At 60.1% G+C, this 16,444-nt stretch carries 9 protein-coding genes; 7 read left to right on the forward strand and 2 right to left on the reverse strand.

Annotated elements, in window-relative coordinates:
• Positions 1 to 333: 333 nt before the first annotated feature.
• Positions 334 to 1,392: a DUF6807 family protein gene (locus tag H1B37_RS21290; RefSeq protein WP_182868665.1), complete on the forward strand. Its 1,059-nt coding sequence runs from the start codon at positions 334 to 336 to the stop codon at positions 1,390 to 1,392.
• 248 nt (positions 1,393 to 1,640) lie between these two features.
• Here H1B37_RS21290 and H1B37_RS21295 read toward each other — a convergent pair whose 3' ends face one another.
• A complete protein-coding gene (locus H1B37_RS21295) occupies positions 1,641 to 4,712 on the reverse strand; it encodes a secretin N-terminal domain-containing protein (protein ID WP_353620878.1) in 3,072 nt (1,023 codons plus the stop codon).
• A gap of 714 nt (positions 4,713 to 5,426) precedes the next feature.
• Between H1B37_RS21295 and H1B37_RS21300 the strand changes: the two genes are divergently transcribed.
• The 3 genes from H1B37_RS21300 (at position 5,427) to H1B37_RS21310 (ending at position 9,191) form a co-directional block, all read left to right on the forward strand.
• Positions 5,427 to 6,614, forward strand: coding sequence for an LptF/LptG family permease (locus H1B37_RS21300; protein WP_182868724.1), 1,188 nt, complete (start codon positions 5,427 to 5,429; stop codon positions 6,612 to 6,614).
• Between the two features lie 119 nt (positions 6,615 to 6,733).
• On the forward strand, positions 6,734 to 8,065 hold the full coding sequence (locus H1B37_RS21305) for a nucleotide sugar dehydrogenase (protein ID WP_182868668.1): 1,332 nt from the start codon (positions 6,734 to 6,736) through the stop codon (positions 8,063 to 8,065).
• A 13-nt stretch (positions 8,066 to 8,078) separates the two neighbouring features.
• Positions 8,079 to 9,191, forward strand: coding sequence for a tRNA-queuosine alpha-mannosyltransferase domain-containing protein (locus tag H1B37_RS21310; RefSeq protein ID WP_182868670.1), 1,113 nt, complete (start codon positions 8,079 to 8,081; stop codon positions 9,189 to 9,191).
• A 189-nt stretch (positions 9,192 to 9,380) separates the two neighbouring features.
• Here H1B37_RS21310 and H1B37_RS21315 read toward each other — a convergent pair whose 3' ends face one another.
• Positions 9,381 to 11,840, reverse strand: coding sequence for a hypothetical protein (locus H1B37_RS21315; RefSeq protein WP_182868671.1), 2,460 nt, complete (start codon positions 11,838 to 11,840; stop codon positions 9,381 to 9,383).
• Between the two features lie 250 nt (positions 11,841 to 12,090).
• Here H1B37_RS21315 and topA point away from each other — a divergent pair, with 250 nt between their 5' ends.
• From topA to H1B37_RS21330, 3 genes are all read left to right on the forward strand, one after another.
• Positions 12,091 to 14,829 carry a type I DNA topoisomerase gene (topA, locus tag H1B37_RS21320; RefSeq protein ID WP_182868672.1) on the forward strand — a complete coding sequence of 913 codons (2,739 nt, stop codon included), beginning with the start codon at positions 12,091 to 12,093 and terminating at the stop codon, positions 14,827 to 14,829.
• A 237-nt stretch (positions 14,830 to 15,066) separates the two neighbouring features.
• Entirely contained in the window at positions 15,067 to 15,246 is a 180-nt protein-coding gene (locus H1B37_RS34480) for a DUF6800 family protein (RefSeq protein ID WP_353620880.1), read from the forward strand.
• 410 nt (positions 15,247 to 15,656) lie between these two features.
• Positions 15,657 to 16,400: an ABC transporter ATP-binding protein gene (locus H1B37_RS21330; RefSeq protein ID WP_286177989.1), complete on the forward strand. Its 744-nt coding sequence runs from the start codon at positions 15,657 to 15,659 to the stop codon at positions 16,398 to 16,400.
• The last annotated feature ends 44 nt before the right edge of the window (positions 16,401 to 16,444 follow it).

Here is a 16,444-nt window from a genome sequence, read left to right on the forward strand (position 1 = left end):
TTGGTGTCTACATAGGTCTCGTTGCCTGAAGGGCATGCAAATCCGTAGCCTGGGGCAAGCGGTCCGAGCGTCAGCAAGGCCGCGCAGCCCCAGGAAAACCGCTTTATGAAAAACGACTCAAAAAACCGCACGACCTCGGAAGGGACGGTGGCGTCGTGTCGTTGAAAAAAACGAGCGACGGCCCGGAAGGGACCGTCGTACGGATGCAGGCAAACAGGCCGTGCAGTAGCGATCGCCCGGAAGGGCCGTTGTACGTTTGTAGAACGCTTGCGGCATTGGGGTTTGTTACAATCGGGCGGTTCAAATCCCGTCCGACGAATCAGCAGCCCTGGCATGTCACACTCTGCGTTTTGGCGTCTCCTTTCTCTCGCCGCGGTCGTTGCATCCACGTTGATCGTGACGACTCCGGCGCTGTCACAAGTCGATCTCGAACAAACCGAGGCGGCACCGCCGTTTCGATGTGTCCAAACGGACGATCACCTGACGGTCTACTGTGGCCGGGCGGAAGTCTTGCGATACAACATCGCCGCGCCCAAGGCGCCCGCCGGGATCAACCCGAAGTATCAGCGCAGCGGCTACATCCACCCGATCTATTCACCCGCCGGACGCCTGGTCAGCGGCGACTTTGCGGCCGATCATCCGCACCAACACGGACTCTTTGCGGCCTGGACCGACACCAGTTTTCAAGGCAGAAAGGTCGACTTTTGGAACCAGCTCAAGGGCATCGGGATCGTGCTGCACGATCGAGTGATCGCGGTCGATCCGCCGGGGCAACGCACAGGGTTTTCGGTCGCGGTCAAACACTACGCGATCGACGATCAAGGAATCCGGGAAGCGATCCTGGATGACGTTTGGACGGTCAGTGTGACTGGGGTGCCTGGCGATGGCGGGGCCGTCGGTGACCCCGGTGTGTCCCGCTACCTGATTGGGTTTTCGAGCGAACAAACCAACCTGACCGAGCACCCGTTGACGATCAACGAGTATCACTACGGCGGTGTCGGTTTTCGTGGGAACAATGCCTGGTACAGCGATGAATCGGCGAAAGCGCTGTCCGCCTACGTCAAACAAACTCCGTCCGAGGCACCACCGCTTGAACAGACCCGTCATCGTTTTCTGACCAGCGAGGGGCATGACCGCCGACTCGGCAACCATAGCCGCCCCGAGTGGATGGCGCTGTACGGGATCGTGGATCAATCGCCGGGGCAAACGCAAACGGCCGGAGTGAAAGTCAGTGGTTCACCGCTCAATGAACAGCATCCCGTTCCGGTGCGATTGCATCCCAGCAAACCCTACTTCAGTCTGTCGCCGTGCGTTGTGGGATCCTTTGACATCGATCCCGGACAGACGTATCGGATGAAGTACGACATCGAAGTATTCGATGGGGCGCCGTAGTGGCAGTCTCGGCGGCGGTTGAGGTCGGGCGGTTTTTCACCTCTGAGATATCACGCGGATACGCCTTCGCCCTCCCTCTGGGTGGGTCGCGGAGGAGTGAGCGACGACGCGGGGAGGGTTGATCCGCGCTTCGATGCGACCGGAGAACGAAAGTTTCTGATGATTCACCGCTCGACCTCCCCTCGCTACGCTCGACCCTCCTGCCAGGAGGGTGAATTGTCAAAAACCACACGACCTCCGCCGGGGCGTCAACGCGGGTCGCGGTTGTTGGTCGGCGGCCCGCCGGGGCGTGGAGGCGTTTGCGGAGCGTTTGATTCGCCGGCCCCGTTTCCGCCGAAGGCCTTGAGCGCGTTTTGGATCGATTTTTCGCTGGTGTTTCCCGAGAGCGAGATGATCTGCATGTCGCCGGCCGGTTTGGCGGCCAGGTCCAGTTTGTGGATCATTTCCACGACCAGATCCAGCAGCGGTTCACCTTCGGCGCTGACCAACAGTGTGTTTCCGACCATGTCGACGCCCATCGATAGTTTTCCTTTGAAGGAGAAATCGACATCGCCGCCGTCACGCCCGTTGTCGCCGTCGACCAGACCGCTGCCCTGGCGTTCACGTCCGGAGTTTTTTTCCTCCCCGCCCGGAGCGCCACCACCTCCGCCGCCACCCCGTCCGCCCTTGGCGAACGTCTTGTCGTTGCTGCTGAGCAGATCGCGGTAGGCTTCTTTGACCGTTTCGGCGATCGTTTCGGCACTGCCGAATTCGACGTTCACCAATTTGGTGTAGCGCATGCGGCGTTTATTGACCGGCTCGGCGACATCCCACAATTCGATCAATTCGCTGATCGTGCGCAGTTGTGACGACGTCGCGCCGCTGACGACGATGGTGTTGGTGTCGGGGTCGTAGACGAATCGCAGTTCGTTGTTTTTTTCCAGCCCCTTCGGCCCGTCGTCGGACGAATCATCGAAGTCATAAAAGAAGTAGCGATAGAAACTGTCTGAGTCGTCGTCTTCTTCCTTGTCCTCAAAGTACTCCTCCAGATTCAATTGGATGTACCCGGCGGTCTGGTGCTTGATCTTGAACACGTGGTAGGGCCGTTTCGGCGGGGCGACCTGTAGCATCAGGTTTTCCAATCGATCGAGCGCTTTGGTGTCCGAGCCGAGCAGCAGCAGATTGCCGTCGTCATCCAACTGAATCTGGATCGGCGGCGGATCGGAAGCCGAATCGTTTGCGGCGGAATCCGACGCGGAGGGTTTATGCGTTGCATCTGCGCCGCGATTGCCGAACAAGCGATCAAAATCCTTGGCCGATCGAATCGGTGACGTTTGGGGCGACGATTCGGTGGGCGTCTGCGGTTCCGGTTGCGACGCCGTGTCCGTCTCGGTCGCCGTCAACCGTTCTCCGTTGGTTGACAAGCTGGTGGCGACGCGATCGGCCGGTTTGAGGCTTTCGCTGTCGTCCGGGGAATCGTGTCGGGTTTCCAGATTGACATCCACGTCGGCCGATTCCTCGTCGTTTTCCTCCTCCGACGTGTCCTGTTCCTCACGCGCGATCGGGTCGACGAATTCGGAGGCGTCGGGCAATTCCAACGGGGCATCGGACAACTGGGCCCACTGCTGTTTCAGTCGCAACAAGTACTGGTAGGTTTCCGGTGCGGAGGAGGCGTCGATGCGACGGACCGTGCGCGGGCTGCCTCCCGGCGGCGGTAATTCGCCCAGTTTGATCAGCAGGTTGCGGACCTGTTCCATTTCGGATTCGTTGGCCCACAGCAACACCTGACGAAACCGCGAGTTGGCTGCGACGCGGAACTCGTCTTCGTCTTTGTCGTCTTCCTGTTGGTTGCCGTAGCCGTAGTAGTAGTACCGCCGCGAGTTGGATTGTTTGTCGTCGTCTTTGTCTTTCCCCATCAAGAACGAAATCGACTCGGCGACGTCGGCCGCTTCGAGCCGCCGCAGCTGCAGCACCTCGAATTGTCGTCCGCTGCCATCAAGCCGCTCGATCAGGCGGTCGATGATGTAGCGATCCGCCGCCGATCCGGAGACGATCAACGCCTTGTTGGTCTCATCGGCACGGATTCGCGTGGACGGTTCCAAGACATTCATTTCGCCGATGATTTCGATCAGCTTTTCGGGATCGATCGAGGACAACCGAAAGACCTGCAGCCGCGATTCGATGTCCGAGAGTGATGTCAGGCCTTGCCCGGGCACGTCGATCCGGTTGATGAATTCGGTCGCGATCGCGATCCGATCGACCGGGGCGCGGATGAACACCGAGTTCTGACGCGTGTTGGCGACGATCGAGATCTCCGGCTTCTTCGGCTGGGGAGTCGGTTTGCCGCCGCTTTGCCGAGCCATTTGTTGCATCATCGCCATCTGTTGCGGCGTCATCGGCGCGTTGGACTTCTTCTCGACCCCCAAGAATTCTTCCAGCATCTGTTTGGCCGTCTCGGCCGGGATGTAGCGCAAACGAAACTCCGGTGCGAGTGCGTCGCGGCTGGATTGGTTGCGTTCCTGTTCCAGCAGCGCCGCGACTTGACGCAGGTTGATCGCCGCGTCCATCGCTTCGATGCGATTGGTGGTCGTCAGCGCCGTCAGCCGTCCGTTGCTGCTGATCATCGGCTTGAGTTCCTCGGCCATCTTTTCGCTCGACAGCCAGCCGAGTTCCAGCGAGGCACGGACGAACGTGTGCGGCATCAATTCGGTCAATTCATCGACCGAGACCCGCGGCACCATCGCCGGATTGATGCCTTCGGTTTTCGCCACGGTGATCCCGCCGGGCATTTCCAACAGCGTGTAACCGCGTGCGAGCAAGTGGCGGTTGAACAGATCTTTCGTCTGGTCGACCGTGTAGCGGCCCGGCGATCGCAGGTTCACGCGGTCGGCCGGCAACTCTTGCCAATCCAACGGCTGGTCGGCGATTTCCGCCAGCCACTGAACCAGTTCGATCCAGGGCTGGTTGCGGAATTGGAAAGCGACCTTTCCGTCGGCCCCGACGGTGGCTTTCAATTCCGCCGGATCCGCTTCGCCACCATCCTGGTCGCCGCGACGGATGACCTTCGGTTCGGGCGGTTTCTCGGCTTTGGCGTCCCCGTTCTTTTCCCCCGGCTTGCCGGATTCAGGTTTTTCGCCGGGTTTGGCGTTCGGGGCACCGGGAGGCGCGCCCGGAACAGCCCCGGGGGCGGGCATTGTCCGCGGCTTGCCATCGGGCCCGACCACGGTGACCGTGGGGCCTTGGCCCCAAGTCTTCGGCGCCTGCGACAGACAAGCCGGCAGGGCGAATAGCAACAGGATCGGAAACGTCAGTTTCGGGAATGGATTTCGTCGTCGGGGCACCGCGAAAAACCGAGATCTGGGGAAGAGGGAAGGAGGTGGCGTGCAGCACCTTGCAGTATGACCGGGTGGGGGGGGCACGCACAAATCAATTGATGGCGTCATGGGGTAGACGATTGAATTTAGACAGTTTGTCTCTCGAAATGGGCTCGACGGAGAATTTTTGCCAAATAATTTCCGGATGCCGGAATGCGTCGTGGTGTTTTGATCACCTGTGCTTTTCGAGGTCGATGCGGTTTTTCGGGCCTCCCCACCGTGCCGATGCCATGTGGTAGACCGGGTAAGAAGATTTCCGGGGCAAGAAAATGGTGGGATCCACGATCGATTCGATGAAACTCATTTTCCTGCCTCCAAAATCTTCCTACCTGTCCACCCAGCCACGGCGTCCTGTCATGTCGCTGGGGATCGGCGGCGAGGGGGCAGAATGATACGGGGCAGAATGATACGGGGCCCAGCACCGCTAGGTTACGCTCCGGGGGGGGGCCGGACGCTCGCGCAAACCGGCTGATGTCAAACGACTGGTCGATTAGGGGTTATGAACCGCACGGCCTGTGAGAAGGTTGCCGCGCCCGAGTGGTCAGAAAACCGGGCTACCACCTGTGCACCTGTTTTTGCTACGAGAACCGGTGGCAGGTGATGTGGCGTCCGAACGCGCGGTGCGTCGTCGCAGCGCCGGCCGAACGCGCCCACCCCACCACTGTATGCCCACTCGGCTGTATGCCCACTCGGCTGACCCGTTACATCTTGGCGGAAATCATGAAGATTTTCGTCGTCGCCCTGATCGCTCTGACGTTGTTGATCTTGTTGATCGGCGTCGGTCGGACGCTGCTGCGCGAGGGGTTGGGGCCGGTCGCGATCGTCAAATTGCTGCCCTTTGTCTTGCCGATTGCGTTGCAGTTCGCGTTTCCGGCAACCGCGCTGTTTGCGGTGTCGTGTGTTTACGGGCGGATGGCGGGCGATGGTGAAGTGGCCACGGTGAAGGCGTCGGGGATTTCGCCGCTGAAGATCCTGCAACCGGCCTTTGTGTTCGCCTTCTTGCTCAGCCCGTTCGCGGTCTACATGAGCGATCTGGCGGTGTCTTGGGGCCGTCCGGGCGTCAATCGGGTGGTGATGCTGTCGATCGAAGACATTGTTTATCGGAAAATGCGGAGCCAGTTGTCGTACACCGACGAACGCTTTTCGATTCACGTCCAAGGCGTCGACGGCAAGCGGTTGGAATATCCCACGGTTACCGTGCACAGCGGCGGGACGCCGATGAAGCTGCAGGCCCGCGAGGGGCGGCTGACGCTGGATGTGGAGAATGAAACGCTGTTGTTGGAATTGACCGACAGCCGCTGGGATCGCGGCGGATCGATCCAGGGCATTGTGCCCGGCAAGACGGAGGTTCCGATCCCGCTTTCACGCTCGATGCGGACGCCTTCGCTAGAAGAGACTCGTCCCAGCGAGTTGCCGCTGAGTCTGATCCAGCATGAACGATTGAGCCAAGATGCTCGCTCGCATGCGGCGGTCGGTGAATTGGCCGCCCACACCGGTTTTTCGATCCTGACCAGCCGCACCGAAGAGATCGCCGGGGCGGCCGGGCAGCACAAGTTCGCTCAATTGGAACAGAGCAAAAAACGATTGACGCGGCTGCGGATCGAGCCCTGGCGTCGCTGGGCCGAGGGGTTCAGCTGCTTCTTTTTCGTTTTCATCGGCGCGCCGCTGGCGATGATCGCTCGCACCAGCGACTACTGGACGACGTTCGGACGCTGTTTCCTGCCGACCCTGTTGCTCTACTATCCCCTGTTCATTCTGGGGCTCAATCAAGCCAAGGACGCGGTGATCCCACCCTATGGGGTCTGGTTGGGGAATGTAGCACTTGGCGCGATTGGGGTGGTTTTAGTCAATCGGGTCCGCCGCTACTAGAAAAAGCGGTGGCGTGGGTCAGTGGCTGAAACGTGCGTCAGGATTAAACTTGGCGGCATTCCCGTTTCTTTTCTCGCCAGATACGCCCCCCGATTCTGGCCAGCCAACAAGGTCATTCGATGTCTTCTGACTCTTGTCAGTCCCTGCTCCATTCGATCGCCCAGCGTACCTGCACCGTCGGTGTGATCGGGCTTGGGTACGTCGGGCTGCCGTTGATTGATGCGTTCACCCATGCGGGATTCAAGTGTGTCGGGTTCGACGTGGATCCGAGCAAGGTGAAGAGCTTGCTGGGCGGAAAAAGCTACATCAAGCACATCGAAGACTCGAAAATTGCCGCCTGGATCGACAAGGGACGGTTCGACGCGACCGACGACATGCAGCGTTTGTCCGAGCCCGACGTGTTGTTGATCTGTGTTCCCACGCCGTTGGATTCGGCCCGCGACCCGGATCTAAAGTACGTTGTCGGGACTTGCGAAGCGATCGCCAAGACGCTGCGCGGGGGCCAGTTGGTGGTGCTGGAAAGCACGACGTATCCGACGACAACCCGCGACGTGATGGTGCCGATTCTCGAGCAGAGCGGATTGACCGCGGGGAAGGACTTTTTTGTCGCCTACAGCCCCGAGCGTGAGGACCCGGGCAATCCGGATTTTTCTGCCGCCGGGATTCCCAAAGTGGTCGGCGCGATCAACGAAGACAGCCAGGCAGTTGCCGCAGCGCTCTATGAATCGGCGGTCGCCGGCGTGGTTCCGGTTTCCAATTGCGAGATCGCCGAAGCCGCCAAGGTTCTCGAGAACATTTACCGTGCGGTCAACATCGCGTTGGTCAACGAGTTGAAGGTGTTGTTTGATCAAATGGGTATCGACGTCTGGGAAGTCGTCAACGCGGCCAAGACAAAGCCGTTCGGTTTCCAAGCGTTCTATCCCGGCCCCGGGCTCGGCGGGCACTGCATTCCGATCGATCCGTTCTATCTGTCTTGGTTGGCCCGCAAGCAGGGCTGCAATGCGCGTTTCATCGAACTGGCCGGCGAAGTCAATCGGGCGATGCCGGCCTACGTCGTCTCGCGCACCTCGGAGTTCCTGAACGAGTTTCGAAAACCCGTCAACGGCAGCAAGATTTGTTTGTTGGGCGTTGCGTACAAAAAGGATGTGGATGATCCGCGTGAAAGCCCCTCGTTTGAGCTGATGGAATTGTTGCTCCAGCAGGGCGCGGATCTGACCTACAGCGATCCGCACGTGCCGCATTTGCCGTCGATGCGACACTACGACCTTCCCGAAATGTACAGCCAGACGCTGACGCCGGAGTTCCTGGCGTCACAAGATGCGGTGTTGATCGCGACCGATCACACGGCATTTGATTACGACCAAATCGTCCGGCACAGTGCGCTGGTCGTCGACACCCGTAACGCAACCGCGGGCGTCACCGCGCACCGCGAACGCATACGTAAATGCTGACCCCGGTACTCCCATGTATGTCCTTGCGATCGAGCCGTATTATGGCGGCAGCCACCAAGCTTTCTTGGACGGCGTGACCGCCGGCAGTCGTCATCGCTGGTCGTTGGCGACGTTGCCCGCACGGCATTGGAAATGGCGGATGCGTTCGGCACCGGCCCAAATCGTTCCGATCGTTGCCGATCGGGTTCAATCTGATGGCATCCCCGACGTGATCCTGACCAGTGACATGTTCGATCTGCCGACGTTCCTGGGGTTGGCATCCAGGCATGCGTCGTTCCGGCCGTGGCTGGTGGACGTTCCCGTGGTGACTTACTTTCACGAAAACCAGTGGGCGTATCCGGTCGCGCCCGACGCCAATCCGGATCACCATTTCGGTTACACCAACCTGTTGACCGCCGCGGCGTCGACGACGTGTTGGTTCAATTCGGAATTCAATCGGCGAACGTTTTTTGACCTTTCGCGCGAATTCGTCGCGCGGATGCCCGATGCTCGAAACGCCATCGACATCGACGCGATCGAACGGACCAGCCACGTCGTTCCCCCGGGGTTTCATCCGCCGGCGCGGGCAGCGGTCAAACGCGATCGAGAGAAACACGCGGCCGAGGCGCCGATCCGATTGGGGTGGGTCAGCCGATTCGAGCATGACAAGCGACCGGACCGCTTTCTCCAGTTGCTGGATCGTTTGATGACGTTGCAGGTCCGATTCGAGTTGGTGCTGTTGGGCCAGCGCGGGCGATCGAGCGAGGTGCTGGATGACATTCGCAAGCGGCACGCCGAGTCGATCCTGTTTGACGAATACGCCGAAACACGCGCCGACTATGAAGCTCGGCTGGGTCAGATCGATGTGGTGGTTTCGACGGCCGAGCACGAGTTTTTTGGGATCGCGATGTGTGAAGCGATCTGGGCCGGTGCCGTCCCGGTCACCCCGAACGATTTAAGCTATGTCGAGTACATCCCCGAATCACTGCGTTACACCACGATCGACCTGGCCGCCGAGATCATCCAGGGCTTGCAGTCACCGGCCGAGCGCGAGCGGTTGAGCGAACGCAGTCGCCGCCGGATCGAGGCCTACCGCATCGATCGCGTCGTTGAGCGGATCGATACGGCGCTGGAGTCGGTCGGCTGAGGCTGGGAGAGGCTGGTTGAGGGGGCCAGGGAAGGCAAGGCCAATGAGGCATCAAGTTAAGCGAGCGATTCATCGCTGAGTCGAATTCACCCTCCCCTCGCTACGCTCGACCCTCCCTGCCAGGGAGGGTGAATTCCCAATACCGCACGACCTACTTCATGGAGGGTCTTGTCAAACCTCTCCCCTGTCTCACTGGGGCAGTTGGTACTGCTGGAAACCGGTTTCGTCGTCGATCGAATCGAAGAACCCTTGCTGGACCTTGGCGGCGGTTCCGTCGGACATGAACATCGCCATGATGCGTTCGGATTGCTGGGAGAAGATCGCCCGCAGGTCCGATGTCGCGGGTTGCAAACTGGTGCGTTTGACGACGTAGAAAACGCGTTCGGGGCCGTTGGGGGCGACGACGTGCTCGCCACTCTCGGCGTTGAAGACGGTTTTCATGAAGTCTTCGTCGATCGAGTCCAACTCGGGGATGTTGCCGATCGTGAAGCTGCCGAAGCCGACCATGTTCAGCCATGAAAACGGCCCCAGATCCTTGTAGTAGTTCTCTTTGCGGTCTTCGGGAACCAGTTGCTCCAGCGTTTTTCCTCCGTCGGCGGATTCGGCCATCGCGGTGGCGGCTTGTTTGGCCAATTCACGGGCCTGGGTGAAGCGAATCGCCGCGACGACTTCATCGCGAACCTCGTCCAGTTCGGGCGTGTAGGCTTCCTTTTCTTCGGTCTTCCAGCTCAGGTAGGTGCGCTGGGTTTCCAAGTCGACCGAGGTCGCCGGGGTGAACAGTTCCTGCTTGATCACCTGGCCTTCGATGCCGAACATCATCGCCGCGAAGGGGACGCCGCGTTGCGTCAATGCGGTGCTTTCTTCGACCGAGTTGGCGATCGGTTCATCGGCCAGCGAGACCGGGTCGAAGGGGCCGATCTTGCGATAGGTCAGGCCCAGTTCATCGGCCAATGATTTCAGATTCGGACGCTCGGGGGCCGGCGTCGCATCATCGCCGCCGACGCCGTAGATAGCACGTGCCCGCGAGTACTTTCGCATCACGTTGCGTGCTTTGGCGATCGCCGCGTCACGGGCCTCGCGGGCCGGCGCGTCGACCATCGTTTGGGCGATCTGATCGCGGACTTCTTCAAACGGGCGGTAACGCGGCTCGGGAGTGGTCTCTTCGGAGGCGTTTTCGTCGGCCGCAGGTTCTTCGGCCGGGCTTCCCTCGGCTGCCGCTTCTTCGGAATCTGATGCATCGGCGTCGGATTCGTTCGCCGCCGGGGCGTCTGCGGATTCGGTCGACGCATCGCTCTGCATGGCGACCAAGCGAACGCCGCTCGAATCGCGGCCGGTCGCCGATTGGTCGTCCGATTCAGGAGCCTCGTCGGGCGTTTCCTCGGTGGAGGTCTCTTCAGCGGCTTCGATGTCCAGATTGCTGGCTTTTTCGAGCTCATTGGAGAATTCTTCGACCTGTTTTTGCTGAGCCGCTTTGGTTTCGGCGGACGCTTCTTTTTCGTCCTCGGCGGGTGTTTCGGCGGGTGTTTCGGCAGGTGTTTCGGCGGGCGTTTCGGATTCGCTCGCCGCTTCGTCCTTCATTTCCGCCGGCGGAGTCGCTTCGGCCGAGGCAGCATCCGAGGTGTTTTCCGGCGTTTCTGCCTCGCTCATTTCAGCTTCGGCGGCGGTTTCTTCCGCGGCGGGCGCCTCGGGCGTTTCCGGCTGGATCACGACATCCGGGGGCAACTGAAAGGCGCCGCCGGCTTTTCGCCGTTCGTATTCGGCTTTGATTTCTTCTTCGGACAACTTAGCGACTTCGGCGTCGCGGAACGCTTGCAATTCGCCCAACAGGTATTCAAAGCTTGCGGTTTCGCGTCGGCGGAATCCGGGTTCGGGCGATTGGTCGCTGGGGTACCGGTCTTTACCGGCTTCGTAGACGGCCACGACGTCGCTTTCGGAGGGATTGGCGTCGGTTTCGTCGACGTAGTCATTGACCAGCACACCATAGGCGTTGATGGTCGCTTTCTGGTTCAGTTTCAGGAAGTTGTTCCAGTGGTCCAGCGGCGATTGCAAGGGGAACTGCCCGCGGGCGACCGTGGCGCTTGCGCCGCGGAAATACAGGGCCGACAGCAGCTGTTTTCGCAGCATGTCGTACAGTTGGTACTGGCCCATTTGGTTGTTCGTTTCGCGGCGCAACATGGCGAACATTTCCCGCTCGCTCATCGTCCCGTCGGTGAATTGTTCCAGCCAGATGGCCAGCGAGGTGTCGTCCAGCTCGAAGCCTTGTTTTTGTGCTTCGGCGGCGAATTGCATGGTGCGGATCGACATGTCGTCGCTGGGCGAGCCGTTGATTCCGACCGATTGGATCTGGTTGGATTGCTGGTCAAAGACGAACCCGGGGACTTTGGGGGTCCCGCCCCGCCGGATCGTTTCCTGGGCCAATTTGCGCAGGTACTGGACCGTCGCGTAGTGTTTTTGGGTGAAACTGTTGACGCGGCTGGCCGTCAGGGACACGCCATTAAACTCGGCCAAAACCGGATCGGTCATGCCCGGCCCGGCCCGTCGCATGTATTCCGAAACTGTCGGCAGCACCACAAAGGCGAACATGGCCAGCAGAATCAGGAAGGTCATGGTGACCTTTTGATTGCGTCGAAACAGCTCCAGAGGACTCATAGCGGGGGCTTTCGGGGGGAGAAAAGGAACGGGGGTGCGGAAATCGGAAGCGGAAAGGGTATCGCCGCGTCTTTTCGAGGGTCAAGCCGGAATCACGCTAATTCGCGTTGCTTGCCGGCCGCCGGTCGGTTATCAGACTGATCCGGGGGCAGCTTCTTGAGCTTAGCGGATTGACGAGATCCTGCCTTCACCGCTACCACTAAACCGAGCGAACCCGATCTACCGACCCCGAGCAGAACAGCTTTTTTTGATGGCAAAGAGCAACGGCAAGAGCCTGGTGATCGTCGAATCACCCGCAAAAGCACGCACGATCTCGAAGTTTTTAGGTGCGGCCTATCAGGTCGAAGCCAGCATCGGGCACGTCCGAGATCTGCCCGAGGGCAAAAAAGATGTCCCCGAAAAGTATCGTGACCAGCCCTGGGCGTACCTGGGCGTGAACGTCGACGAGGGGTTCGAACCGCTGTACATCGTGCCCTCGGACAAAAAAAAGCACGTCAGCAAATTAAAAGCGGCACTCAAGGAAGCAGACAACCTGTATCTGGCGACCGATGAAGACCGCGAGGGTGAGGCGATCAGCTGGCACCTTCACGAGTTGCTCAAGCCGAAAGTGCCGGTGCACCGACTGGTTTTCCACGAAATCACCAAGGAAGCGATCACCGACGCGTTGGAACACACGCGGGAGATCGACCAGGGCTTGGTCCGGGCCCAGGAAACCCGCCGGATTCTCGACCGCTTGTACGGCTATGACATGTCCCAATTGCTGTGGCGAAAGGTCGGCAGCGGGACCTCGGCCGGTCGCGTGCAAAGCGTCGCGGTGCGATTGATCGTCCAGCGGGAACGCGAGCGAATCGCGTTTGTCAAAGCGACTTACTGGGACATCGACGCGGTCTTTCAAACCGGCAGCAACGAATCGCTGCCGGCGACGTTGACGCGTTACAACGACAAAAAAGTGCCCTCGGGCAAGGACTTTGATTCCAAAACCGGCAAGCCGACCAAGTCGGATCTGCTGCTGCTGAGCGAAAAAGAAACCAACGAGCTGGCCGAAACGCTGCGGACGACCGAGTTCGCGGTTTCCAAGGTCGAGGTCAAGCCGTTTTCCGAACGCCCCCGGGCCCCGTTTACCACCAGCACGCTGCAACAGGAGGCCAACCGGAAACTCGGTTTCGGTGCCAAACGCACGATGGGCGCGGCACAAAAACTGTACGAAAACGGTTACATCACCTACATGCGGACCGACAGCACCACGCTGTCCAAAGAAGCCGTCTCGGCGGCTCGGTCGCTGGTGCAGTCGGTCTACGGCGAAAACTACCTGCACCCGAGCGTTCGCGTTTACAAGGGCAAGGTCAAAAATGCCCAGGAGGCTCACGAGGCCATTCGCCCGGCCGGAACCCAGTTCCCTACGCCGGAATCGCTGAAGGGCCAGTTGGATTCGGATCAATTCCGGCTGTACGACCTGATTTGGAAGCGGACCGTCGCCTGCCAGATGGCCGACGCCCGCAAGCAGCGGATCAGCGTGACGATCCAGGGCGGCGGGGCGACGTTTACCGCGACCGGGACCAGCATCCTGTTCGAAGGGTTCTTGCGAGCCTACGTCGAGGGCAGCGACAACCCCGAAGCGGAATTGGCCGACAAGGAGCGGATTCTGCCCAACGTCGCCGAAAGCGATCCGTTGACGCCCACATCGATGGATCCCAAAAGCCACACCACCCAGCCGCCAGCCCGCTTTACCGAAGCCTCGCTGACACGAACCTTGGAAGAAAAAGGTATCGGTCGGCCCAGTACGTTCGCATCGATCATCGGCACGATCACCGACGAACGCCGCAATTACATCTATAAAAAAGGCAACGCGTTGGTGCCCAGCTGGCGCGCATTCAGCGTCACGCGGTTGATGGAAGAGCACTTCGGGACTCTGGTCGATTACCAGTTCACCGCCGACATGGAGGACTTCCTGGACTCGATCAGCCGTAACGAAGGCGGCGCCGAAGAGTACCTGCGGCGGTTCTATTTCGGCGAAGACGGTCCGGCCAGCGAAGCGATCAAGAAGCTGGAAGTCGACCACAACGTCGCCCTGAAGCCGCGTCTGGAAAAGAAGCTCGAGGAAATCGATCCCCGCGTGACCGCACGGTTCTCGTTAGGGCTGCCCAGCGAAGGGGATCACCGCGAGGAGGTGTTCGTCCGCGTCGGCAAGTACGGGCCGTTCTTGGAGCAAGGGGAACGCAAGGCGCCGATCCCCGAAGGTCTGCCGCCGGATGAGCTGGATCTGGTCAAGGCGATCGAGTTGCTCGATGCCGGCCAGGTTGAAGAGGAGCCCTTGGGGACGCACCCGGAAACCGGAAAGCCGATCTATGTCAAAATCGGTCGCTTCGGACCCTATGTCCAACTGGGGGCGCCCGACGACAAAGAGAAGAAAAACCAGTCCCTGCTCAAGGGCATGACGGTCGACGACCTGACGCTGGAGATGGCGTGCAAGTTGCTCGAATTGCCGCGAACGCTAGGCAATTTTCCCGACAACGACCAGCCGATCCAAGCCTTCGACGGTCGCTATGGGCCGTACGTGAAATGCGAAAAGGAAACGCGGTCCCTGCCCGACGGCGTGTCGCCGCTGGAAGTCACGCTGGATGAAGCGATCAAGCTGTTGCGCGAGCCGAAACGCCGCGGCCGGGCGGCGCCCAAAGAGCCGATCAAGGTGTTTGAGAACAAGTCGCCGGTGACCGAAGGCGAGGTCAAGGTGTTGGACGGCCGTTACGGACCCTACGTCACCGACGGCGACACCAACGCCTCGTTGCCCAAGGGGACCGACCCGAAAGAACTGACGTTCGAATCGGCGATCGACCTGCTGGCCGAACGGGCCGCCAAGGGCGGATCGAAAAAGAAGAAGAAAAAGAAAAAGGCCGCCAAAAAGAAGAAGGCGACCAAGAAAAAGGCCACCAAGAAGAAAGCGGCTAAAAAGAAGACCACCAAAAAGAAGGGTGTCAAAAAGAAGTCCTAGCCGTGCAGCCCTCTTGGGATCAGCCGCTCGGCACCAGCCCGCGGGCATTTCATCATTCTGCCCCGGATCATTCTGCCATTCCCCCTCCCGCGTCCCTTGGACGTGTCAGGTGGCGAGGTCGAAGCGGATCGGCGCATCGAAACGCACTACTCGGCGGGGCGAAAACCGACTAAACTTCGCGGCCCGACGAAAAACATCTTACAAATTCACGTCCCAATTCACTTTTTGGAGTTCCCTATGCCAAGTGGCATCGAACGAGTCCGCGAGATCAAACGCCTTCGCACCCGCCGCAAAAAAGTCGCCAAGTTGCTCGCCCGAGCCAAGGCCGGCACGATGGAAAAGTCCGAAGTCGTTCGCAAGCTGAAGCGATTGACCCCCGGTGCGGACGTGATCATCGCCCGTGAAGGCTTGAAGTAACCGATCGCGAAAAGGCTTGGAATCGCCGGCGAAGGCCCGAAAGGCACCGCCCATGGCCCAAATATCGTTTTTCGCCCCCCGGTCATCAGGCAGCTGACGGTCGTCGCGGTTGGCGGCGCCGGGGCGCATGATCCGATCGGTTGACGTTTGCACAGCGAGGTCGACCGCGGCTTCCGCATCCCGATGCCCGGTTCGATGTTCACATCCTGCCGCCGACACTCCCCCCGCCATCGCTCCAACGCCGGTTTCAAGCATCGACCGCCGAGTGTGATGGGGCTCGCCTCGCCCTGCTTGGCTCCCCGCTGGGTGCACAGGGAGCATTTTCCCGGCAACGTTCTGAACCACGTCTCCCGTCGAGGCGTACCTGACGCCTAACGTCTCTCCCGACCCCTACCCTCCTATAGACCAACATGACAACGACCGAACAGCGTCGTCCGATGATCGAAGCGGACGGACTGAGCAAGTTCTATGGTCCGTTCGCGGCCGCCCGTGACGTGAATTTCTCGGTTTTGCAGGGCGAACTGGTCGCATTTCTCGGCCCCAACGGTGCCGGCAAAAGCACCACGATGAAGATGCTGACCGGCTACATCGCGCCCAGCGAAGGTGAAGCTCGGATCGCCGGACACAACATGATGGACGATCGCATCGAGGGCAGCCGCCATCTGGGGTACCTGCCCGAAAGCGGGCCGTTGTACATGGAAATGACCCCCTCGGGCATGTTGGATTTCTTTGCCGAGGCACGCGGGTTGGTCGGGGCCAAGAAACGGGATCGCGTCGAAGCGGTCGTCGAAATCTGTGACCTGTCCTCGGTGATGTACAAACCGATCAGCAAGCTGTCCAAGGGTTTCAAACAGCGGGTCGGGATGAGCCAGGCGCTGCTGCACGATCCGGATGTGTTGATTTTGGACGAGCCCACCGCGGGGTTGGACCCCAATCAGATCCGTGGCGTCCGCAAGACGATGCGAAAGCTGGCCGAGACGAAAACGATTTTGCTGTCGACCCACATTTTGCAAGAGGTCGAAGCGATGGCCAATCGCGTCGTGATGATCAACGAAGGCCGCCTGGTCTATGACGGCGACGTCAACGGTTTGCGCGAGCACGGCAATGACGACTTGGATCAAGCGTTCCACCAACTGACGCAGTTCGACGCGTAAATCACCTGTGGGATAGGCTTCCAGCCTGTCGTCGGCCGGCACAG

Source organism: Stieleria mannarensis (assembly GCF_014154935.1).
GTDB lineage: Bacteria > Planctomycetota > Planctomycetia > Pirellulales > Pirellulaceae > Stieleria > Stieleria mannarensis.

Coding starts and splice junctions, on each gene's coding strand:
- H1B37_RS21290 (WP_182868665.1), top strand. CDS start 334: ATGTCACACTCTGCGTTTTGGCGTCTCCTTTCTCTCGCCGCGGTCGTT.
- H1B37_RS21300 (WP_182868724.1), top strand. CDS start 5,427: ATGCCCACTCGGCTGACCCGTTACATCTTGGCGGAAATCATGAAGATT.
- H1B37_RS21305 (WP_182868668.1), top strand. CDS start 6,734: ATGTCTTCTGACTCTTGTCAGTCCCTGCTCCATTCGATCGCCCAGCGT.
- H1B37_RS21310 (WP_182868670.1), top strand. CDS start 8,079: ATGTATGTCCTTGCGATCGAGCCGTATTATGGCGGCAGCCACCAAGCT.
- H1B37_RS21315 (WP_182868671.1), bottom strand. CDS start 11,840: ATGAGTCCTCTGGAGCTGTTTCGACGCAATCAAAAGGTCACCATGACC.
- topA (WP_182868672.1), top strand. CDS start 12,091: ATGGCAAAGAGCAACGGCAAGAGCCTGGTGATCGTCGAATCACCCGCA.
- H1B37_RS34480 (WP_353620880.1), top strand. CDS start 15,067: ATGCCAAGTGGCATCGAACGAGTCCGCGAGATCAAACGCCTTCGCACC.
- H1B37_RS21330 (WP_286177989.1), top strand. CDS start 15,657: ATGACAACGACCGAACAGCGTCGTCCGATGATCGAAGCGGACGGACTG.